General features: G+C 57.6%; 15 protein-coding genes. 5 read left to right on the plus strand and 10 right to left on the minus strand.

Translation table 11 applies throughout. The features are described 5' to 3' along the window. The first annotated feature begins 61 nt into the window (after positions 1–61). Positions 62–1,918, plus strand: a complete 1,857-nt coding sequence (locus FMN52_RS06485) for an EAL domain-containing protein (RefSeq protein WP_148607870.1) — start codon at positions 62–64, stop codon at positions 1,916–1,918. Here the strand turns inward: FMN52_RS06485 and FMN52_RS06490 are convergent. Then, positions 1,903–2,646: a pseudouridine synthase gene (locus tag FMN52_RS06490; RefSeq protein ID WP_148607871.1), complete on the minus strand. Its 744-nt coding sequence runs from the start codon at positions 2,644–2,646 to the stop codon at positions 1,903–1,905. The genes FMN52_RS06485 and FMN52_RS06490 overlap by 16 nt on opposite strands. Before the next feature lie 139 nt (positions 2,647–2,785). Between FMN52_RS06490 and FMN52_RS06495 the strand changes: the two genes are divergently transcribed. Beyond that, complete coding sequence (locus tag FMN52_RS06495; RefSeq protein ID WP_148607872.1) at positions 2,786–4,411, plus strand: methyl-accepting chemotaxis protein; 1,626 nt, start codon at positions 2,786–2,788, stop codon at positions 4,409–4,411. A gap of 3 nt (positions 4,412–4,414) precedes the next feature. Here FMN52_RS06495 and FMN52_RS06500 read toward each other — a convergent pair whose 3' ends face one another. Further along, complete coding sequence (locus FMN52_RS06500) at positions 4,415–7,498, minus strand: efflux RND transporter permease subunit (RefSeq protein WP_148607873.1); 3,084 nt, start codon at positions 7,496–7,498, stop codon at positions 4,415–4,417. Between the two features lie 5 nt (positions 7,499–7,503). After that, positions 7,504–8,586 carry an efflux RND transporter periplasmic adaptor subunit gene (locus FMN52_RS06505; protein WP_148607874.1) on the minus strand — a complete coding sequence of 361 codons (1,083 nt, stop codon included), beginning with the start codon at positions 8,584–8,586 and terminating at the stop codon, positions 7,504–7,506. 312 nt (positions 8,587–8,898) lie between these two features. Here FMN52_RS06505 and ilvG point away from each other — a divergent pair, with 312 nt between their 5' ends. Continuing rightward, a complete protein-coding gene (gene ilvG, locus FMN52_RS06510; RefSeq protein WP_148607875.1) occupies positions 8,899–10,599 on the plus strand; it encodes an acetolactate synthase 2 catalytic subunit in 1,701 nt (566 codons plus the stop codon). Then, entirely contained in the window at positions 10,596–10,874 is a 279-nt protein-coding gene (locus FMN52_RS06515; RefSeq protein WP_148607876.1) for an ACT domain-containing protein, read from the plus strand. The genes ilvG and FMN52_RS06515 overlap by 4 nt, the downstream gene beginning before the upstream one ends. Positions 10,875–11,268: 394 nt before the next feature. Here FMN52_RS06515 and cynS read toward each other — a convergent pair whose 3' ends face one another. Genes cynS through FMN52_RS06535 form a run of 4 tightly spaced genes read right to left on the minus strand, consistent with a single transcriptional unit; the run spans position 11,269 to position 14,961 of the window. Further along, a complete protein-coding gene (gene cynS / locus FMN52_RS06520; RefSeq protein ID WP_148607877.1) occupies positions 11,269–11,712 on the minus strand; it encodes a cyanase in 444 nt (147 codons plus the stop codon). A 27-nt stretch (positions 11,713–11,739) separates the two neighbouring features. Beyond that, entirely contained in the window at positions 11,740–12,654 is a 915-nt protein-coding gene (locus FMN52_RS06525; RefSeq protein ID WP_148607878.1) for an ABC transporter ATP-binding protein, read from the minus strand. A gap of 55 nt (positions 12,655–12,709) precedes the next feature. Beyond that, on the minus strand, positions 12,710–13,537 hold the full coding sequence (gene ntrB / locus FMN52_RS06530) for a nitrate ABC transporter permease (RefSeq protein WP_008170590.1): 828 nt from the start codon (positions 13,535–13,537) through the stop codon (positions 12,710–12,712). Between the two features lie 2 nt (positions 13,538–13,539). Continuing rightward, complete coding sequence (locus FMN52_RS06535; RefSeq protein ID WP_148607879.1) at positions 13,540–14,961, minus strand: CmpA/NrtA family ABC transporter substrate-binding protein; 1,422 nt, start codon at positions 14,959–14,961, stop codon at positions 13,540–13,542. A 313-nt stretch (positions 14,962–15,274) separates the two neighbouring features. On the opposite strand from FMN52_RS06535, the gene FMN52_RS06540 reads away from it, so the two are divergent. Continuing rightward, entirely contained in the window at positions 15,275–17,191 is a 1,917-nt protein-coding gene (locus FMN52_RS06540) for a sigma 54-interacting transcriptional regulator (protein WP_148607880.1), read from the plus strand. A 35-nt stretch (positions 17,192–17,226) separates the two neighbouring features. Here the strand turns inward: FMN52_RS06540 and FMN52_RS06545 are convergent, their stop codons facing one another. From FMN52_RS06545 to FMN52_RS06555, 3 genes are all read right to left on the minus strand, one after another. Further along, positions 17,227–17,889: a response regulator transcription factor gene (locus FMN52_RS06545; RefSeq protein ID WP_148607881.1), complete on the minus strand. Its 663-nt coding sequence runs from the start codon at positions 17,887–17,889 to the stop codon at positions 17,227–17,229. Beyond that, positions 17,886–19,907 carry a PAS domain S-box protein gene (locus FMN52_RS06550; RefSeq protein WP_148607882.1) on the minus strand — a complete coding sequence of 674 codons (2,022 nt, stop codon included), beginning with the start codon at positions 19,905–19,907 and terminating at the stop codon, positions 17,886–17,888. The genes FMN52_RS06545 and FMN52_RS06550 overlap by 4 nt, the downstream gene beginning before the upstream one ends. 186 nt (positions 19,908–20,093) lie before the next feature. Beyond that, positions 20,094–21,890 carry a bifunctional diguanylate cyclase/phosphodiesterase gene (locus FMN52_RS06555; protein ID WP_240339407.1) on the minus strand — a complete coding sequence of 599 codons (1,797 nt, stop codon included), beginning with the start codon at positions 21,888–21,890 and terminating at the stop codon, positions 20,094–20,096. Between the last annotated feature and the right edge of the window lies 1 nt (position 21,891).

Below are 21,891 nucleotides of genomic sequence, written 5' to 3' on the forward strand. Positions count from 1 at the left end.
GCAAACCGAGACCCAGGGCCGTTCGTATTTCAATTAAAGGGACAACTCATTGAGCCCGGCCATGCGTGACAGTGAAGTTCTTGTGACCCATCACAAGGCACTGATGGAGTTGAGCCATAACACCAGCTTTATCGAGATGCCGCGCCCCCAGAAACTGGCAGCCCTCATGGAGCTGTGTACCCGCCTGTTGAGTCTAAAACGAGCGAGTGTCTGGCTATTTCCTCCGGAACGAGATCGAATCACTTGCGAGTGGCTGCACGACAAACAGCAGCCCAACCGCAATAGCTGCATGGCGGACAATGGCGCAGAATTCAACCTGTACCGTTCGGACCACCCCGAATACTTCCGCGCGATCACGGAAGAACGGGTCATTGCCGTGGACGATGCCCGCAATGATATCCGCACCCGTTCATTCACCAGCGACTATTTGTCTGTTCAGAATATCCATTCCATGCTGGATGCGCCGATTTTCGACGGCGAACAACTCAGCGGAGTTATTTGCCTCGAGTCGGATGTATGCAGGGAGTGGTCTGTCCCGGATATCTCACTGGCTGTTGCGATCGCTGACACCATCAGCCTGATCAATACCCACGAAGCGTGGCTGAGATCCAAACGCGCCCTGGAGTACGTGCGCCACTATGATTCCCTCACCGGTCTTGCCAACATCGACTCCCTCCGCGACCGGATAGAGCATCTGGTGGGCAAGATCAAACGTCGCGGCACCGGCAGCCTGGCACTGCTCTGGATCGACGTGGATCGCCTGAAAACCATCAACGACGGCCTGGGCCCCCAAGCCGGCGATCAGGTCATTGCCGACATCGGCCAGCGGCTTAAAGAGATCCAGTTGGCAGGCAAGGATTTTCTGGCCCGGATTGGAGGGGACGAATTTGCTCTGGTGATCCGCAACTACACCCTGCCCAGCTTCCTTGATGAAGTAACCCAGGAAATCCAAACCCGGATCCGCCAGCCGATCAGGGTATCCGACCAGGACCTGAACGTCAGTGCCAGTATGGGCATCTGCCACTTCCCCGGTGACTGTCATGAACCCGAGGAACTTCTTCGAGGCGCCGAAGCCGCCATGTACCATGCCAAAAGGCAGGGCCGGGACCGTTCGACCCTGTTCGATTCGGAAATCCAGATGACAGCGCGCTCCCGATTTGCGCTGGAAAACGAACTGCGGGAAACCCTCAAAACCAATGGCCTGGATGTCTTCTACCAGCCAATCATGGACCGCACGGGAACACAGCTGGAAAGCGCAGAGGCACTGGTTCGCTGGCAGCATCCGCAGCGCGGCTGGCTTTCTCCGATTGAATTTCTCGACGTGGCCCGCAGCGCCGGGCTCATGTATGAACTGGGAGCCTGTGTACTCAAAAACGTCTGCGCACACTGGCGTGGGGCAAGAGACCGGAACATTCCATTGCCTACCATCTCCGTCAACCTCTCAGCCGAGCAGGTATTGGTCCCCGAATTGCCGGAGCTGGTAAAGGAGATCTGCAATAACCAGGATATGCCGGTCAGTGCCCTACAGTTTGAAGTGACGGAAGACTCGATCCAGGGCGATTTCAGCGTGATCGGTCGGGTTCTGGAACAGCTGGTGGAGTCTGGCGCCGAGCTTGCCATTGATGATTTCGGCACCGGTTACTCATCGCTGTCCCGGCTCAAAAGCCTGCCCTTCTCCCGGATCAAGATCGATCGATCATTCATCAAAAATCTGCCGGATGATGAAGACGATTGCGCCATTACCCTATCAATCATTGGTCTGGCCAGGGGGCTTGGCCTGTCGGTCGTTGCGGAAGGGGTAGAAACTGGCGCCCATGAGGCCTGGCTTTTCGAAAAAGGCTGCGACTACCTTCAGGGATACCGTTACAGCAAACCGCTCCCGTACACGGAATTTATCAGCCGCTATTTTACTGGTTGATCCGTCAACTCAAACCCTGGAAATACCGACAACACCTCAAGAAAGCTCGCTTCGGGTAAGGCATTGATTGTCATTGACTCACCCGAACCGGGGTGCCGGAAGGCCATGCGCGTGGCCGCCAGCATCAAACGCCCCTGCCCGAAACGTTCGGCAAAATAACGGTTGTGTCGGCCCCGTCCGTGATTGGCATCGCCAATAATCGGGTGGTTGATATGCTTCATGTGCCTGCGTAGCTGATGCTTCCGACCTGTTTTCGGGCACAATTCGACAACGGCGTAGCGACTGCTCGGGTATTTTTCGATCTTTACGGGTATCTCGGTAGTCGCCAGTGTGCGGTAGTAAGTGAGAGCGTCCCGCACCGGCTGTTCCTCACCCTTCAGGCGTCGGTCCTCCGGTTCCTCTCTTAGGGGATAATCAATCCCCCCTTGCTCCGGCGGCCAGCCGCGCACCATGGCCAGGTAGGTTTTTGCCACCTCGCCGGCCATCATCGCCATACCCAGCGTGCGGGCCGTATCGCTGTCCCTGGCAAACACCAGGATACCGGAGGTCGGACGGTCCAGGCGGTGCACCGGATAAACGTGCTGCCCCCCGTTAAGAGCCCGGGCATATTGCAGAGCAAACTCGGTTTCATGTTTGTCGATGGGGCTCCGGTGAACCAGCAGCCCCGCCGGTTTGTGGACCACAAGAAGGTGATCGTCCCGGTATAGAACCCTAAGAGGATTGCTCATCACACGCCTGTCACAAAAAATTCATAAACTGATGAAAATAAAGTCTCATGGTTTTAGTTGTCATGCCGACATACCAATGACCACATACTAAAAACCGCCACACAAGATCTGTCACCCTCAACCTTCTCGGGAAATATCAATGAGCTGGTATTCCAAAAGTATTCTTAACCGGGTTCTCCTGATTGTCCTCACAGCGAACCTGATTGTTGCTGCCGTGGCTGTCATTTACCTGAACTTCTCGCTGAAAGTCAAAGATGACTTCAATGATCTCGTCAGCACCAGGATGGTCAGCGCGCTCGAAGCCCAGGATGTGCTCTCTGACTTCAAAACACAGGTTCAGGAGTGGAAAAACGTCCTCATCCGGGGATCAGACCCGGATCAGCTGGAAAAATACTGGAATCGGTTCCAGGAACGCGAGGCATCGATTCAGAGTCAGCTTGATGACCTGATTCCCCGCATCCAGGAGCCCGAGGCAAAAACCCTGATGTCTGATTTCAAACAGGCCCACCGGACAATGGGACGGGCCTACCGTGAAGGGTTCAAGGCATTCAGCCGCTCCGGCTTTGATCCGAACGCGGGCGATGCCGCGGTACAGGGTATCGACCGGGAGCCCGCCAGACTGATTGAAGATGCCGCAACCGCGGTTCGGGAAGACAGCCTTGCCAGGGCCGAAACCCTGAACACGGTGGTCACCGAGCGCAGCTGGATGGTGGCAGGTCTTCTGATCGCCGCCATCGTCCTTGGCACCATCGCCCTGATCATGATTCTGCTGTCGGGTGTGGTCCGGCCGGCGCAGAAACTCACCTCACAGATCTCCCGTCTGGGCGAAGGCGACCTATCCGATCCGGTCACGATGCAACGCGCTGACGAACTGGGGCAACTCGCCGATGCCGCCCGAAGACTGCACCGTTTCCTCGGCGATACCGGTACCCAACTGAGCGAGAACGCCCGACAACTGAACGATACCGGTGAGTTGATCCGCCAGAACGCCGATAGCGTGGTCAGCCAGTCCGACCTGGCCCACCAGCGCATCGAACAGATTGCCACAGCCATGAACGAAATGTCCGCTACCGCCGAAGACGTGGCCAGTCACGCAGCGTCGGTGGCCACCGAAGTCGGTCAGACGTCGGATGAAACCGCTACGGCCGATTCGCAGATCAACAAAGCGGTAGACAGCATGCGCCGGCTCACCGACCAGATCCGGAACTCGGCCGACATCGTCAATCAGCTTGCCAGTGATGGTAAGAAGGTCGGCGACGTCATGCAGGTTATCCGGGAGATCGCGGACCAGACCAACTTGCTGGCGCTGAACGCCGCCATCGAGGCGGCCCGGGCAGGCGACGCCGGTCGCGGCTTTGCCGTGGTTGCCGATGAAGTCCGCAATCTGGCAGCCAAAACCCAGGAAGCAACCGTAGAGATCGACCAGATTATCGGTGCTATCAGTGGGGCCTCGCGGGATGCCACCGAATTCATGCAGGCCTCCGGCGTTGTGGCTCAGGAAAGCAGTGAGGCGGTTGAAGCGGTGCGTGCCACCCTGGCGGAGATCAACCGACGGATGGGCAGCATCAATGATGCGACAACGCAAGTAGCCACCGCAGCCGAAGAGCAGACCAGTGTCTGTGAAGACATCAACCGCAATGTCACGGATGTGGCTGAAACCTCAGAGGCCATGCACCAAGTGGCTGAGAACAACCTGCGCACCGTGCCCGAACTCGAGGCCATGGCAACCCGGGCGCAGGAACTGGCAAACCGCATCAAGCATTAGGCACTAAGCGCTACGGAACCGGCTGGTCAGCCTCCCGAAGGTCTGGCCAGCCCGATTACCCAGCACCAGCAAAGCTGGCGTAAGCAACAACGTCAGCACGGTCGCAAACGCCAGTCCGCCGGCGATGGCACTGGACAGCTGGGTCCACCACTGGGTTGACGGTGCGCCCAGGCCCAGCGAGGGCGTCAACAGGTCCACATTCACCCCCAGAACCATGGGCGTGAGGCCCAGCACGGTTGTGATTGCTGTGAGCAGAACAGGCCGCAGACGCAGGCAACCGGTCTCCAGGGCGGCCTCATAGGCCTCAATACCGTCCTTGCGCATCTGGTTGTAGGTATCGATCAGAATGATGTTGTTGTTCACCACAATGCCAGCCAGCGCAATCGTACCCATGCCTACCATTACAATGCCGAACGACTGACCGTTCACCAACAGGCCCAGCAATACTCCGGCCGTCGATAGCACAATCGCAGAGAGAATCAGGAAAGTCTGGTACAGCGAATTGAACTGGGTCACCAGTATCAGCAGCATCAGCCCGATGGCCACCAGAAAGGCTGTGGCAAGGAAGTTGGATGCCTGCTGCTGGTCTTCATTTTCACCGGCAAACTTCAGCGAAATGCCCGCCGGCGGCTCCGGCATTTCTGCCTGCAGTGATCGCAGCAACTCATCCACGCGACGGCCCTCGGCCAAATCAGACTTGATGGTGACCGTACGCTGGCCATCCACCCGGACAATACTGTTGGTTTTGTCGCCGGGTCGAAGATCGACAAATTCCGACAGGGGAACCTGGCCGCGGGGAGTGTGAATGGTTTGCCGCTGAAGATGGTCCAGTTCCCGCCAGTTGTTGGGCACCCGCACCACAATGTCGACCTCATCCCGCACGTCTTCCGGGCGGTAGGTGGCGAGCCTCAAACCGTTTGTCACCAGACGCACGGCACTGCCGATACCCAGAATATCGGTCCCGAAGCGTGCTGCGGCTTCCCGGTCCACCTGCAGCCGCCACTCGATGCCCGGAAGACTGCGGTCGTCCTCAATGTCCACGAAGCCACCGAGCTCCCGCATGCGATCTTTGATTTCGTCCACGTAGCCATTGAGACTGTTCGCCTCCCGGCTGCTCACCTGGAGCTCTATCGGTTTGCCTTCTGCGGGCCCACCCTCCTGCTTGCGGAATTCCAGTTCAATGCCCGGAATATCGGACGTCATGTCGCGGAAGTCCTCCAGAATCGCACTCGCCGGGCGCCGGGTGAACCAGTCGGTAAACTGGAACTGGAGAACGCCGATCACATCCGGCGCCAGCTGCGAGCTGGCCTGGACCATCGAGCGGGCGTAAAGGGCCTTCACCTCGGGCATGCCACGAAGCCGCTGTTCCACCTCACGGACAATCGCATCCCGCTCCCACACCGAAAGATCGCCCCTCGCCCTCACCTGAACCTGGGCCGAATCCGGTTCCACACTGGGGAAGAACTCAACCCCATGGTTGAAGCGGGCATAGGCGGCATAAATCACTGCGATCACACAGAGCACGCCAATCAACGTCAGCCCCGGTGACCTTAGCAGCAGTGCCAATACCCGCCTATAGCCCTGCATCAGGCGGCCCGACGAGTGGCCCTGCCGCGCCCGCCGCCCCCCACTGGTACTCCCCAATACGGGCAGAAACACCAGCGCCATGGCGAGGGAAGCAATCAGGCAGATGATGACGGTCAGCGGCAGGAACTTCATGAACTCCCCAACCACGCCGGGCCAGAACAGCAGCGGCACAAACACCGCCAGCGTGGTTGCGGTCGAAGCAATAATGGGCCAGGCCATGCGACTGGCGGCCTCGGCCCAGGCATGCTTTACCGTCTGCCCCTCCGACAGGTTCCGGTCCGCCAGCTCAGACACCACAATGGCACCATCTACCAGCATGCCCGCCACCAGAATCAGACTGAACAGCACCACGATATTGAGTGTGAGCCCCATGCTCCAGATCACCAGGATGCCGGTGAGGAAGGCACCGGGAATGGTCAGCCCCACCATAACCGCCGAACGCGGCCCCATGGCGGCGATCACCACAATCAGAACCAGCACGATGGCAGTGAGTACGTTGTTCAGTAGATCACTGAGGATATCCCGCACTTCTTCGGACTGATCCATGATGTAGCGTACTTCCAGGGAGTCCGGCAGCTCCGGTCTGGCCTGCTCAATCAACTCACGAACCTGGGCTATGGTCTCAATGATGTTGGCACCCGAGCGTTTGGACACTTCCAACACCAGCGCAGGCTCACCATTGATGCGGGCAAAGCCGGTGGGATCTTTGAAGGTGCGCTGGAGCATGGCGACGTCGCCAAACGTGACCACCGTGTCACCATCCACCTTGACTGGCATGGACATCACATCTTCGACAGTCTCGATGACTCCGGGCACCTTCAGCGCCATGCGACCATTGCCAGTATCCAGAGAACCTGCCGCCACCAGTTGGTTGTTGCGGGTCACCAGGGAAGCCAACTGATCAAAATCAATGCCGTAGCTTTCCAACACCTGGGGATCCACCACGATTTCCAGCAGGTCTTCACGATCGCCACCAATCTCCACCTCCAGGACTTCCGGAATGGATTCAATGGCATCCTGGAACCGTCGGGCGATGGTTATCAGCTCCCGCTCTGACAAGGGGCCGGACAGTCCCACGGACAGCACCGGGAACAGGGACACGTTGATTTCGTTTACTCTGGGTTCATCCGCCTCCTGGGGCAGCTTGGTGCGGGCGGTATCCACTTTCTCCCGCACGTCCTGAAGCGCCTTGTCCGGATCAAACCCGGCATCAAACTCCAGCATCACCGAGGCATGCCCTTCCGAGGCTGTACCGCGCATTTCCTTGATGCCCTCAAGCGAACGCAGCTCCTGCTCCATGGGCCGCACCAACAGACGCTCGGCGTCCTCCGGGCTGATACCATCCAGGGTCATGGAGACATAAATCATCGGAATGGTGACGTCGGGGTTGGCTTCCTTCGGGATAGTCTGAAAGGCGGCAATCCCGCCGAGAATGAGGAACAACAACGTCAGCAACGTGGTCCGGCTTCGATCAATGGCGGCAAAGATCAGTGTGCGCATGCGGTCTAGCCCCTGTCTTCGGCGACGTCGACCGGCACAACCTGTTCCCCGGTACTCACGAAACCACCACCCCGGGTAATCAGGCGGATTTCATCCGGCAACCCAGTGACCCAGGCGCCCTCGGTAGAGACGCTCAGGAGTTTCACATTACCGAACTCCACACGGTTCTCACCGTTCACATATTTCACACCGGGGCGACCGTCATCACCGAGCGACAGGTACGCGGGTGAGATAAACATCGCTTTTACCTCCGGCAATGCTACCCGCAGGCTGGCGCTGCCACCGGCCACCCGTTTGCGATCCGGGTTCTCCACCGCGATCTCCACCGCAAAACTCCGGGTTTCGGGCGAGGCAGCGCTGGCCACAAAGGTCACCACGCCAGAAAGACGACTGCCATCCAGCAAGTCCACACGAACCGCCTGGCCGGGTGCCACGTCACCGACCGATTGCTGGGGAATCTGCGCGGTGGCCTTAAGGCGATCCACCCTCACCAGCTGAAACAGGGGTGATCCCACCTGCACCAGATCGCCGGTATCCACCGATTTGCTGTTGATGATGCCGTCAAAAGGCGCCTCTGGGGTGAGATGGCTGACTGACTGCCGTACACCGGTCAGCTCCGCTTCAGCGGCAGCAAGCTCACTTTCCAGGCTCAGAATCTGGGATTCCGAGGCGAGGTTATTGGCGCGGAGCCGACGCGCAGCCACCAGGTCCGCTTCCAGTTTCCGAACCCGGGACTGCCAGCGCAAAACCGCAGCACTCCGCCCTTCATCGGATATCGTAAGCAGCTTCTGTCCCTGCCGGACCTGCTCACCGAGACTCACAGCCAGGGATTCCACCCGGCCGGGCACCTGGGAACTCAGCATCACCGAACTCCAGGGTTCCAATTGGCCCTGCAGCATCAGACCCGGCTCATGAAGCCGTGCCGTCAGGGTTTCCACCTGCACCATTGTGAGCTGACCATCGACGCTATCCTCGCGCTCCGGAGCCTCGTCACTGGCCACCTTCACCTCGCCAGTCGCCATCCAGACCACCAGCGCGATCACGATCAGAAGTGACAGTCCAAGAGAACCCCATTTTGCTTTCGTCATTGAATGCTCACTGTTCCTGAAGCGAAGGGTGACATAAAAAACCGGCAAATAACGGTTGCATCCGGCTAAAAACGTGGGGTAGATTCTACACAGAATCTTTTTACGAATTCAGAGCAGACTGTCGATTTTATGAATCTCAACGCAGTGATTGTCCTTGTGAAGCTCGTCCTGGTGGTCGTGGTACCGTCCGGGGGCTTCTGTGTGGACAAGCGGGTGAGATAGCGACAAACCTGACAAAACACCAGAAACCCCCGGCACCGAAAGGTCCCGGGGGTTTCTTTTTTTACGGCAAAAGAAAAGGGAAAAACGACCATGAACGGCGCACAGCACATTCTTGAAGCGTTCCACCGCCACAACATCAGCACGGTTTTCGGGTATCCGGGCGGCTGCATCATGCCGCTTTACGACGCGCTTGTGGACGATGTGGGCGTGGAGCACGTGCTGTGTCGCCATGAACAGGGCTGCGCCCTGGCGGCAGACGGCTACGCCCGGGCCAGTGGCAATCTGGGCGTCTGCATTGCCACGTCGGGCCCAGGCGCCACCAACCTGATCACCGGCGTTGCCAACGCCCACCGGGATTCCATTCCCATGCTGGTCATCACGGGCCAGGTCCCTTCGGGCCTGATCGGCACCGACGCCTTCCAGGAAACCGACGTACTGGGCATGACCCTGGGCATCGTTAAACACAGCTACCTGATCGACGATGCGAACAGCCTGCCCGCCATCATGGAAGAGGCGATTGAACTGGCCGAGAGCGGTCGTCCCGGACCGGTCTGGATTGATATCCCCAAAAACCTGTTGCTGACCGAAGTGGCCGAAGCGCCCTGCCCCCAACCTGAGCCCCGTGAAACAGCCGCTCCAGACCTGACGCAAGCCTTGGCCATGTTACGCGACGCCCGCAAGCCCCTGCTCTACAGCGGCGGCGGCATCAGCCTGGCCCACGCCGAGGACTGCTTCCGGGCCTTTGCCGAATCCTCCGCACTGCCTGCGGTTGTCACGCTGAAGGGCATTGGCAACCCCGGCAAACACAACCCTTACAACCTGGGCATGCTGGGAATGCACGGCTCCCGAGCCGCCAACAAGGCTGTAGACGAGTGCGACCTGTTACTGGTCATCGGCGCCCGTCTGGACGATCGGGCCACAGGCAAACTGGATGGCTTCGCCGCCAACGCCAGGATGATCCACATCGATGCCGACGCCGCCGAAATCAATAAACTGCGCGACGCCGATCTGGCCATCCGTGGTGATCTGAACAACATCCTGAAATCACTGGCGGATGCATTGCAGACTGACCCACTGGCCATCAGTGATTGGCAGAAACAGTGCCGCACCTGGTACACCACCGGTGGCTTCCACGCTGCCGACAATGAAGAGCCCCTGGCGCCGATCACCGGCCCGGCCTTCATCCGCCAGCTCTCCCGGATTGCCCCGGACGACACCGTGATCGCCTGCGACGTTGGCCAGCACCAGATGTGGGTGGCCCAGCACTACGAGTTCGACCACCCGCGCCACCACCTCACCAGTGGCGGCCTCGGCACCATGGGCTTCGGCCTGCCCGCCGCCATCGGCGCCCAGTTTGCGGATCGCAACAGCACCGTCATCAACGTGACCGGTGATGGCTCGTTCATGATGAACGCCCAGGAACTGGCCACCATCCGCCGCTACAACCTGCCGGTAAAACTGATCGTCATGGACAACCAGTGCCTTGGCATGGTCCGCCAGCAACAGGAACTGTTCTACAACAACCGGGAAAGCCAGATAAATCTGGACGACAACCCCGACTTCGTGGCCATGGCCCGCGCCTTCGACATCCCGGCCCTGCATATCGAACGCACCGACCAGATCCGCCGCGGCATCGAAACCATCCTGGCCTACAACGGGCCGATGCTGCTGCACGTGGCCATCAGCCGGGAAGAAAACGTCTGGCCCATCGTCAAACCCGGCGCCAGCAACACAGACATGATCGACGAAACCGCCCGCACCGCCAAAGCCAGCAAGGAGCAAGTTGCATGAACCCGCAAAGCCAACCTTCGACACCCAGCTACACCATCAACTGCCGCATGACCCACGAAGCCGCCGCCCTGGAGCGACTCTGCCAGGTGGTCCGCATCCGCGGGTTCCGGATTGCCACCATGGCGGTTGAAACCGCCGGCGAGCATTTGAACATTGCACTCACCCTGGAAGGCACGCGGCCGATTGCCATGTTGCAGTCGCAACTGGAGAAGCTGCATACGGTTGCCGAGGTTGCCCTCGCGGCTGGATCTTTGGCCCGGTCTCGTTCGGCCTAAGTTCGGAGTTGTGATCCGTTCGGCCTGAGATTTGGCGGGCAGAGTCTTTTCGTAGCCTTCGGTCTGGCGGGCAGGTACGCGGGTGGCGGTATTTTTTCTTCGGGGAAAAGAACTCGCTGCGCTCAGACACCTTTTCCCTGTCAGAAAAAATACCCCCACCCCCTACCGACGGGCAACAACATATGTCCAAAGAACAAGACACCAAAAAGTCTTTAACTTGGTGAACCCGTCTTGCACGTCGGCGCGGGGTGGTAGGTGGATTTTTCGCCGGAAAAAGATGTCTGAGCGCAGCGAGTTGCTTTTTCCAAGAAAAACTCCACCTGCCACCCCGCAAGCCCGCCCCTCAACCAAAAGGCTACAAAGGCGGGCCCCTCCGAAGTTTCTGGCGAAATGGTTACCAGGCTTTGTAAGGCAGGAACTTCCCGTTCATGGTAACCACAACGCGGTCGCCCTTCGGATTCTCTTCCTTCTCGATGTCCATGGTGAAATCGATCGCACTCATGATGCCGTCGCCGAATTTCTCATGGATCAGTTCTTTCATGGTATCGCCGTACACACCCACCACCTCGTACAAACGATAGATCAGCGGATCCTGCGGAACGGCACCGTCCCAGGCTTTCTTGGGGCATACCTGCAGGGCCTCTGCCACCGGCTTATCAAGACCGAGGATTTCGCACAGGGCGAAGGCCTTGTCTTCGGTGAGGCTGTTCATACCCAGGGCCGCTGAGGTGGTGAATACCGGAGACATGCCGATGGTTTCGGCGATGGATTCCCAGGTTATGCCCTTGGACACTTTGGCTTCCAGGATTTTTGCGGTCATCAGTTCTTTGTTCATCATGGCTGTTTCCTCTATTTGCTCCAGATTTCAGGCATTCACCGCGCGAGCGGCAGTTTCAGATTCGGATTCGGTATCAGATTCGGCAGACGCTGGTGTTGACCGGGCAGCACCTTTGGCGGGTTCGACGATTTTCGGGGTACCGTCTTTTTCCGGCAGAGCCGAGCCGCTTCGGTTGACCAGGAAGTCCACCAGGTAGTCCCGGGTCTTGTGGTAGGCCGGGTTCTGGAAGATGGTGGCCCGGGCCCGCGGGTGCGGAATGTCCACCTTCACGCTTTCGGCGATGCGGGCGTTGGGGCCGTTGGACATCAGAAAGATGCGGTCGGAGAGCAGGATGGCTTCGTCCACATCGTGGGTAATCATGAACACGGTCTGGCGGGTTTCTTCCCAGATTTTCACCAGCTCGTCCTGAATCACACCGCGGGTAAGGGCGTCCAGCGCACCGAAGGGTTCGTCCAGCAGCAGCAGTTCCGGCTGGGTGGCGAAGGCCCGGGCGATACTCACCCGTTGACGCATGCCACCGGATAGCTGGGACGGCTTGCGGTTGAGGGCGTGATCCAGACCCACCATCTTCAGGTAGCGTTCGCTGTGCTCTTTTACCTTTTCCTTGGACCACTCGGGCCAGCGGGCGCGCACGGCAAACACGATGTTGTTCAGCGTGGTTTTCCAGGGCAGCAGGCTGTAGTTCTGGAACACCACGCCGCGCTCAAGGCCGGGGCCTTTGATTTCCTTGCCATTCATCACCACGTTGCCGGCGCTGGCCTCATCCAGGCCTGCCAGCACATTCAGGATGGTGGATTTACCGCAACCGGAGTGGCCGATGATGCAGACGAATTCGCCTTTCTCCAGGGCAAAGCGGATATCCTCAAAGACGGTCAGTTCACCGCCCTGGCCGTCCGGGTAGACTTTGGACAGACCATCTACTTCCAGAAATGGTTTACTCATAACAGGTCTCCATTCGGAGGGTTGAGGCCGGCACCGGTAACCGGTGCCGGGCCGCTCATTCTTTGTATTCCACCAGTTTCTGGGCCTTGCCCAGGGCCAGGTCGAGCAGCATGCCTACCACCCCGATCATCAGGATGGAGAAGATCACACTGGCCAGATCCAGGTTGTTCCATTCGTTCCACACGTAGTAGCCAATGCCAGTGCCGCCCACGAGCATCTCCGCGGCCACGATGACCAGCCAGGCGATGCCGATGGAGATTCGCATACCGGTCAGAATGGTGGGTGCGGCGGCCGGCAGGATCACGGTAATAGCGGTGCGCAGGGGCCCGAGTTCGTGGGTGCGGGCCACATTGACCCAGTCCTGCCTCACGTTGGCCACGCCAAAGGCGGTATTCAGCAACATCGGCCAGATCGAGCAGATGAAGATCACGAAGATGGCCGAGGCATCCGAGTCCTGGATGATGAACAGGGCCAGGGGCATCCAGGCCAGCGGCGAGATCGGCCGCAGCACCTGGATGTACGGGTTCAGGGCCTTGTACATCAGCGGCGACATGCCGATCAGGAAGCCGACAGGCAAGGCGATCGCCATGGCCGCCAGGTAGCCAGTCAGTACCCGGTACACCGAATAGGCCAACTGGATGCCGATACCCTTGTCGTTGGCGCCGGCGTCATAGAACGGATCAGACAACTCCGCCCAGGCCAGCTTGATCACCGCCGAGGGTGGCGGCACTCGGGATTCCTGCTCCACACCACCCATCAGCATTTCGTATTCGGTCAGTCCTGTCTGGGCCTCCGGGGGCTGGGTTGCCATTTCCCAGAGCCCCAGGGCCAGAATCAGGAACGACACCGACAGCAGTGCTGCCCGGACGTTCAGGGAAGCCATGGTTACACCCTCCCGATGTCGAAGCTGCGTGCGTACTCTTCGGCACGGTCAGAATCGAACGTCTTGCCCATGATGGTGTGAGTCTTGTAGGTCTTGTCCGGGGCGGTATAACCCAGTTCTTCCATGATCTTGCCAGTCTCGCTCGCCAGGTAGACCTGCTCGGCAATGCCCTTGTAGTCCACATCACCCTCGATATAACCCCAGCGCTTCATCTGGGTGAGGATCCACACGCCCATGGAGTGCCACGGGAACGGGTCGAAATCGATACGGTCCGGTACATCTTTCACCTCGCCAAGGCCATCGGCGTAGTAGCCGGTCAGCACCTGCTGAATCACCGGTACCGGCTGGTTCAGATAGTTCTTCGGCGCGATGGCCTCAGAGATTTCCTTACGGTTATCCGGATTGTTCGAGTACTGCGTCGCGTCGATGATGGCGCGCAATAGGGCGCCGTAGGTGTTCGGGTTCTGGGTGGCGAACTGCTTGCTACAGGCAAAAGCGCAGCATGGGTGGCCTTCCCAGATGTCTTTGGTCAGCATGTGGATGAAGCCGACCTTCTCCCACACGGCACGCTGGTTGAACGGGTCCGGAGACAGGTAGCCATCGAGGTTACCGGCACGCAGGTTGGCAACCATCTCGGGTGGCGGAACCACACGGATCTGCACGTCCTTGTCCGGGTCGATACCGTTCTCGGCCAGGTAGTAGCGCAACAGGAAGTTGTGCATGGAGTATTCGAATGGCACGCCAAACTTGAAGCCTTTCCACTGTTTGGGGTCGCGCTTATCCTTGTGGTCGACGTGCAGCACGATGGCCTGGCCGTTGATGTTCTCAACCGCCGGCATGATGAACGGCTCCGGTGTGGAGCCCGCGCCCATGGTCATGGCCAGAGGCATGGGGGTGAGCATGTGTGAGGCGTCGTATTCGCCGGCCAGGGACTTGTCCCGGGCCACCGCCCAACCTGCGGTCTTGGTGACAGTGACATCCAGGCCATAACGCTCATAAAAACCCATGGGATGAGCCATGATGATAGGCGTGGCGCAGGTAATCGGCACGAAACCAACATTCAGCTTGGTCTTCTCAAGCTTGCCCAGCGACTCCTTCACTGCGGCCTTGGCCTTCTCCATTGGAAACACACTGCCCAGAACGGCAGCCGCGGTGCCCGCGCCCATCATTTTCATGAAGGCCCGCCGGCCGTGCTCGTTGTGACCGAACACAGAGCGCACCACCGCGCCTTCGATGGCGCGATCCATCATCGCTTCGGAATCCAGAGGCTCGTCAGCGACTGCCTGCTGGCCGGCGGAGGGCTTGAGATCGAGGGAAATGGACGGGGTACTGTCGCCGGGTTTGCACTCCGGGCAGCCACAGGTCTTGGCATGAATCAGGGACTTGTCACCGTCAAACGGATTTCCAAGGCTTTTCGTGGTCATGGCGCACTCTCCTGGGTTTGGGGCCTAAGTAACGGGTTATTTCTGCACTCTTTCGGTGCAACAAAGGTGCGACTCGAACTCGTGATAAAAATAGCTCGGGTCGGCTTCGCGTTCTGAAGGAGGTATCGCAGGGTTTGTGCCAAGTGCGATTATTTTTTTAACCGCTTGTTTTTATTGAATTGAAACCAACGAGCCTGGAAATAGATTGGCTACGACATTTCGTAATATACGATTCTTCGTAGCCTGGACTGCGATTTTTCGTAGTTGGCACAGGGTTTGTTTCTCATTTCGTGTACAGACCCAGGACATCGCCATGAACCCAGACGCTCTTATTGCTGCCGAAACCAAAACCAACTGGATTGATCACCTGCCGGAAGCCGCATTGTTGGTAGACGCAGGCCGGGATCTGATTCTATCGGCCAACAGCGCCATGGGCAGGATGATCGGCACAGACCGGCAGTCACTCACGGGAGCCCCCTGCACCCATCTCTTCACAGACCAGCGGCCACAGCTGATTGCCTTCACGGAGGAGACCTTGTATCGAAGCCATGGCTGGAGCCGGGACTTCTTCCTTCAGCACCGGGACGGCCACACCTTGGAACTGGAGATTTCCTCGTCTCGGGTGGGCGAGGCGGAATCCCAGAATGTCCTGTTATTGCTTCGTGACCGCCGCCAGTTGCGTACCCTCCGAGAGCGCCACGATGCCAACCACTATCACCGGGGCGGCTTGCTTGAGTGGCGTCGGGTTGAAGAGCTTTTCAAGGACATGGAGCGGGAGAACCAGTTAATCCTTCATGCGGTCGGGGAAGGCATCTACGGGGTGGATGCCGAGGGGCGAGGCACCTTCGCAAATCCCGCTGCGGAGCGCATGCTGGGATGGCGAATCGACGAACTCATGGGGCGGGTCCTGCATCGCGTGGTGCATCACTCCCACGCGGATGGCAGCCTATACCCCCTCAAGGACTGCCCAATCTACGCCGCCTTCCGCGACGCCAGCGTTAAGCGCGTTGGCGAGGACTGGTTCTGGCGCAAGGACGGCAGCGGCTTTCCCGTGGAATACACCAGCACACCGATTCTGGATAACGGACATCCCGTGGGTGCCGTTGTCGTGTTCCGGGATATTTCGGCACGCCAGGAAGCCCAGAAAGAATTGCAGGCAGCGCTGGAGGAGGTGGAAACCCTCAAACATCGGCTGGAAATGGAGAATGCCTATCTGCAGGAGGAGCTCAGCGCCGAGTATCATTTTCACGAGATCTTCGGCCAGAGCGAGGCGATCAAAGCTATCGTGCGGCGTATCGGCATGGTGGCGCCCACGGATGCCAACGTACTGATCACCGGTGAATCCGGGACAGGCAAGGAGCTGATTGCCCGCGCCATCCATCAGTCCAGCAGCCGGCGCGACCGACCCCTGATTCGGGTGAACTGTGCAGCCATCCCCAAAGACCTGTTCGAGAGCGAGTTCTTCGGCCATATCAAAGGTGCTTTCACCGGCGCCGTCAGTGACCGTGTGGGCCGATTCGAACTCTCCGATGGCGGCACACTCTTCCTGGACGAAGTCGGTGAAATCCCGCTGGAACTTCAGGGCAAACTGCTCCGGGTACTCCAGGATCAGCAATTCGAACGTGTGGGCGAAAACAACACCCGGGCGGTGGATGTTCGCGTGATTGCCGCCACCAACCGGGACTTGAAATCGGAAGTTCAGGAGAAAACCTTCCGGGAAGACCTCTACTTCCGACTAAATGTTTTCCCGATTGAATCCGTGCCTTTGCGCCGGCGTCTGGAGGATATTCCCATCCTCGCCCAGGAGTTTCTGAACCGGGCCTGCCAGAAGTTCAACCGGCCCCTGCTCGCACTGAAAGAGCGCGACGTCGAAACCCTGAGAGCTTATCACTGGCCCGGCAACGTGCGGGAGTTGGAGAACGTGATCGAGCGACAGGTGATCACGTCAGACGGCCGACTGGATCTGGACCTGCCGGGGCCGGAATCCGCAGCCCGAACCACCCCTGCAGAAGTAGCCCCAGCGAGACATTACAGCGGTGACTTGATGACAGAACATGAGCTGCGGGAGCTGGAGAAACAGAACCTCACCCGGGCCCTGACCATGAGTAGTGGCCGGGTCTTCGGTGATGACGGCGCGGCCGCCATGCTGGGCATCAAACCGACCACCCTCACTTCCCGATTGAAAAAACTGAAGATAGACCCGCAGGCTTATAGGAGATCCGGGATCTGAGCGGTTAACACTTGCGGTAAACCGAGGGGGGACGTTCAGTCTTCCTCCAGCCCGACAATACCATTGCGGATGGCATAGCGAACCAGAGAAGCGATATCTCGTATTCCGAGCCGATCCATGATCTGTGCTCGATGCGCGTCGATGGTTTTGCTGCTCAGGCCGAGCTCGTAAGCCACTTCCTTGGTGCCCTTTCCCAACGCAATCAGCCTGAGAATCTCGCGCTGGCGCTGAGTCAGAGGGGCTCTTTTTTCTCCAGATTGATCGAACTCTTGATTCGGATCCAACACAGTATCCAGGACATCTTTGGAAACTTTGGGGCTCATGTAGCGATGTCCCGCGGACACTGACTGGAGTGCCAGTTCAAGCTCTACTTCGGCCGCATCCTTCAGCAGATAGGCCGATGCCCCCGCCCGAAGAGCCCTCAACACGAAGTCGCGAGAGGCGTGCATGGAAAGGACAATCACAGCGAGCTCCGGGAAACGGGATTTCACCTCTGGAAGCATTTCCAACCCGGACACCCTGCCCATGGCGATATCAGTTATGAGGATATCTGGCCTGTACTCTTCAACCAGGGAAAGGCCTTCACTGCCATCGCTACCTTCTGCAACAACCTCATAGTCCGGCAAGCATTCGATCAGCGCCTTAAGACCGGCACGCACAAGATGGTGATCATCAATTAGAACAATCCTCTTCATCATGCCACCCACTCTGTCTGATTAAGAGGCAGACGCACCCGAATGTTTGTTCCCTGCTCGGAAGAGGATTCAACGCGAATTTTTCCCCCCGCAAGCTGTACCCGCTCCTTCATGAACGCCAGACCTAACCTTGCCGAATTCTTGTCAGGCTCAAAGCCTTTCCCGTCGTCACTCACTTCAATGACAAGCTGGCTCTCACTACAGTCCATATGCACTTCCACATTCCTCGCCCTGGAGTGCCGCGCGGCATTCGTGAATGCTTCCTGAATGACCCTGAACGCAATGATATCAATAGGTGACTTCACTTGGGAGACGCCCTCACCCGCTTCAACAGACCAAGTCAGCTGCGCCTCGTCCAGTATCCGAGAGGCTTGCCACTGAACCGCTGCAAGCAGGCCCAGCTCTTCCAGCTGCGGGGGCCTTAGCATCAAGGACAGATCTCTGACTTTTTCGATCGAATCCGAAGCAATATCGACGATCGTATCGATCTTCTCCAACACACTCGGTTCAGTTGCCTTCCGTTTAAGCCAACCGGCCGATAGTCGTATCGCTGTGAGACTCTGGCCAATTTCATCATGAAGCGCCTGGGCGATGACTTTGCGTTCAAGCTCCAGATCACTGACAGACCTATTTGCAAGGCTCGTTAGCCGTTTGTTGGCATCTATCAAGGCTTCCCTGATCTTTTCTCGCTCCGAGACGTCACTGATCAGAATCTGTATGCAAACCTGCCCCTCCAGCTGCACCGATCTTGCAGCGAACTGCCCGTGGAACGTCTTTCCATCCAGTGTCCTGAACTTAAGCCGCGCAATCCGGTTAACGCCTTCCTGATTTTTGGTCTGATTGATCAAAAGGTGATGAGAGTCATCAACTTGCTCCTCGATCAGCTCAACGATCGAAAGGTTTTCAAGGTCGCCACTTGAGCGTGCTCCGAAGATCACCGCTGCGGCAGGGTTAGCAAAAACAATAGTCTCTTCCTGGCAAACCAGGACAGCATCTGGCAATACTTCCACCAGTTTCCGATACTGCCTTTCCCTTTCCTGAAGCCTGGCTTCAGCCTGATAACGTTCAGTCAGATCGACACAGGTCCCTACCCAAAGACTCTCGCTTTCCTCATCCTCAAAGTATTCGCCCCGAACCAAAAGGTCCCGCATCCCAAGGGACTCGAGATCTACCCTGAGGTGATATTCCACGCTATTGCGTTGTGCAGGGTTATCAAAAAGACCCACAAACCTCTCATACGCCTCAAAATGGGCAAGGTCTGCCAGTTTTCGGGTGGGGACCAACTGATCTGCAATCTCGGGGAACCCCAGGATTCTGGCAGCTCCCTCCGAGAAGAAGACTTGATGACTGTTGGGCCAATATTCCCAATGACCAATCTGACCAACGCGCTGGGCTGCTTTGAGATGATGGAGGGCTTTTCGCCTTTCCACGCCTGCCAGACGCCAGGCTGTCTCATCGTTGCATAACATCAGGACAGCCGGCTGGTCCTGAAAAACAGTGGGCAGAGCCTGGGTTCTAACGATCAGCTTTTCTCCAGCTGCACTGCAGTGTTCAAGAATAAGCCCTTCCCTTGACGGCTCGTCCGATCTGATCAGCTCTTCCGCGGAGGGGACGATTAATTGCACCCTCTTACCCTCCAGCTCTTCCTTCAAGTACCCATAGAGCGCTAATGCCGCAGCGTTAGCTTCGCGAATCGTAAGCCGTTCCCGATCAATCACCAGGGCCGGCACTGGATTGGAGCTGAAGAGCTCTCGATAGCTTCTCTCAGACCGGCGAGACTCGACCTCTGCAACCTGAACTCTGTTGACGAGTCTTTTAAGCAGAACGGAAAGTAACAAACCGGTAACGATGACAAACGCCACGCCCTTTCCTGAAGAAATTAGCCCGAAATTGTCGTTGCTAAGGTAGGGAGTAACTTCTATTAAAAACCAGTCACTTACGAAGATCCAGAGAATGCTGAGTGTTACGTACAGGGCGACGGTTTTGAAAACTAAAAACGCACTGTTGTAGGATTTTGCCATAGGTTCCTCCGAGATCCACAAGGCTCAACGCCTAAGCGGACATGACTCCTTCAAACTCGGGAAACTACTGAAGATTTCTGTGAAGGACAGCTCCCCTTCAACAAGAAGACTAGCAGGTTGGGGCGCAGATATGCGAACGGTAAGACTCATCGACTATAGCAAGAGGCAGCCGGAAAACGAGAACCCTCAACAGGTAACTTTCGTGTGCACTGAACATTCGAAGCTGGAAGCGAACGAGAGGGCCTCCGACACTGGCAATGGGCGACTGAAAAAATAGCCCTGAGCGACATCGCATCCCAGTTCAGCCAGTTTCTTGGCAACGGCCTCCGATTCAATACCTTCAGCGACAACTCTGCGCCCAAACCGTTTGGATAGGGCGATAATGGACTCAACAATCACCTCGTCCTCTGGCTGTTGCTCCATATCCATAACAAACGATTTGTCGATTTTGATCTCGTCCAGCGGCAGCTTCCGGAAATAACTAAGAGAAGAAAATCCGGTACCAAAATCATCCAGCGCCATTGAAACACCCAATTGCTTGCACTGCCGAACCACTCTCGCGGCGGCGTCCTGGTCACCCCATGCGGTCGTCTCAAGAATTTCAAGCGTCAACCGACCACGAAGCACCGTGGGGTAACGGGAAAGGAGCGCGTCCATATCTTGCAAAAAACGCTCACCGAGGAAATGCGCCGGCGACAGATTCACACTAAGCCCATAACCACCTCCCTGTTTCTGAAAGAGGTTCAGTAGCTCCATGCCAGCATGCAACACATAGTTGCCCAGTTGCTCCTCTAACGGAGTGGCTTCGATGAGCGGCAGGAATTGGTCTGGTGTTAATCGACCTCTTTCAGGATGATTCCAGCGGATCAGACCTTCAAACCCCTCCACGGTCCGTTCTTCAAGATTGATCTTGGGCTGAAGAAAAAGTTCGAATTCCCGGTTATCGAGCGCTCGCTCAATTTCCCTCAAAAATGCGCTGCGCTCCTCAATGACGCGAAACTTCTTAAAATCGAAAACTCTATGGCGGCCGCGCCCTTCTTCCTTCGCCTGGTAAAGTGCCTGTTCTGCATGACGCAACAGAGTTTCGGAGTCCGAGGGGTCATCCGGATAAACAGATACACCCATGCTGGCTGAAATCCTGGCGTTACCCTTCACGCCATCGACAGGCTGACCAAAGGCATCCATAACCCGTTGATAAAAGGCAGGCGCATCAGTGTCTTTGAGTACGATCACAAATTCATCGCCACCCGCCGCCGCAACAATATCCTCTTTCCTGACCGATTGGCGTAATCGGGAGGCTATCTGGCACAAAACCCTATCACCTGCCTCCTCGCCATGGCTCTGATTGAACTTCGCGAAATCGTCCAGATCCAACCAGCAAACCGATACGCTACCGCCTCGTAGACTGGCTGCCTGAATCTCCCTTGCAACCAGACGGTTGAGTACCCGTCGGTCCTGAGAATTAGCGGCGGATGCCGGCGCTGAATCAGGATCCGTTTCTGCCTGTAACGCAAACCTTTCGACCCGCAGCGCCATACTCTCCAATACTGAAAGTGCCGGCTGGATCAGTGGGGACAATTCATGGAAAAGCGCTTGAGGATAGCCATCTGATCGCCCTTCCAAAACAATCATTCCCGTCAGGGCGCCGTCCCTGTGGATCGGAAACGAGAACATCTCCGAAAAATGCTCTTCATCAAGCAAAGCCGAGAGTTCACCCACTGGGATACGACGCCTTCCGACACGCTCCCAAAAACCGTAATCATCGCTACCTCTGGGCGGCAACTGTCTGGCCAGCACAGTAACCTGCCCTTTTGTGCCAACTTCCGAAGTGTCAACAATAAATCCGCCGGAACTACGAGTCAGCGAAACCAGTTGCCCCAAAATGGTAGAGAGCTTCTCGTCATCTGACACTCGTCGGGCCATCTGACGTTGACAGGTTCGCACCGATCTTTTCAGTTCAGCCTGATCCAGCAGTCCTTCCACC

The sequence above is a fragment of the Marinobacter sp. BW6 genome, from assembly GCF_008107725.1.
In the GTDB taxonomy this organism is placed as follows: Bacteria; Pseudomonadota; Gammaproteobacteria; order Pseudomonadales; family Oleiphilaceae; genus Marinobacter.

Excerpts from the sequence above, each read along its gene's own strand:
- FMN52_RS06485 (WP_148607870.1), top strand. The coding sequence starts at position 62 with ATGCGTGACAGTGAAGTTCTTGTGACCCATCACAAGGCACTGATGGAG.
- FMN52_RS06490 (WP_148607871.1), bottom strand. The coding sequence starts at position 2,646 with ATGAGCAATCCTCTTAGGGTTCTATACCGGGACGATCACCTTCTTGTG.
- FMN52_RS06495 (WP_148607872.1), top strand. The coding sequence starts at position 2,786 with ATGAGCTGGTATTCCAAAAGTATTCTTAACCGGGTTCTCCTGATTGTC.
- FMN52_RS06500 (WP_148607873.1), bottom strand. The coding sequence starts at position 7,498 with ATGCGCACACTGATCTTTGCCGCCATTGATCGAAGCCGGACCACGTTG.
- FMN52_RS06505 (WP_148607874.1), bottom strand. The coding sequence starts at position 8,586 with ATGACGAAAGCAAAATGGGGTTCTCTTGGACTGTCACTTCTGATCGTG.
- ilvG (WP_148607875.1), top strand. The coding sequence starts at position 8,899 with ATGAACGGCGCACAGCACATTCTTGAAGCGTTCCACCGCCACAACATC.
- FMN52_RS06515 (WP_148607876.1), top strand. The coding sequence starts at position 10,596 with ATGAACCCGCAAAGCCAACCTTCGACACCCAGCTACACCATCAACTGC.
- cynS (WP_148607877.1), bottom strand. The coding sequence starts at position 11,712 with ATGATGAACAAAGAACTGATGACCGCAAAAATCCTGGAAGCCAAAGTG.
- FMN52_RS06525 (WP_148607878.1), bottom strand. The coding sequence starts at position 12,654 with ATGAGTAAACCATTTCTGGAAGTAGATGGTCTGTCCAAAGTCTACCCG.
- ntrB (WP_008170590.1), bottom strand. The coding sequence starts at position 13,537 with ATGGCTTCCCTGAACGTCCGGGCAGCACTGCTGTCGGTGTCGTTCCTG.
- FMN52_RS06535 (WP_148607879.1), bottom strand. The coding sequence starts at position 14,961 with ATGACCACGAAAAGCCTTGGAAATCCGTTTGACGGTGACAAGTCCCTG.
- FMN52_RS06540 (WP_148607880.1), top strand. The coding sequence starts at position 15,275 with ATGAACCCAGACGCTCTTATTGCTGCCGAAACCAAAACCAACTGGATT.
- FMN52_RS06545 (WP_148607881.1), bottom strand. The coding sequence starts at position 17,889 with ATGATGAAGAGGATTGTTCTAATTGATGATCACCATCTTGTGCGTGCC.
- FMN52_RS06550 (WP_148607882.1), bottom strand. The coding sequence starts at position 19,907 with ATGGCAAAATCCTACAACAGTGCGTTTTTAGTTTTCAAAACCGTCGCC.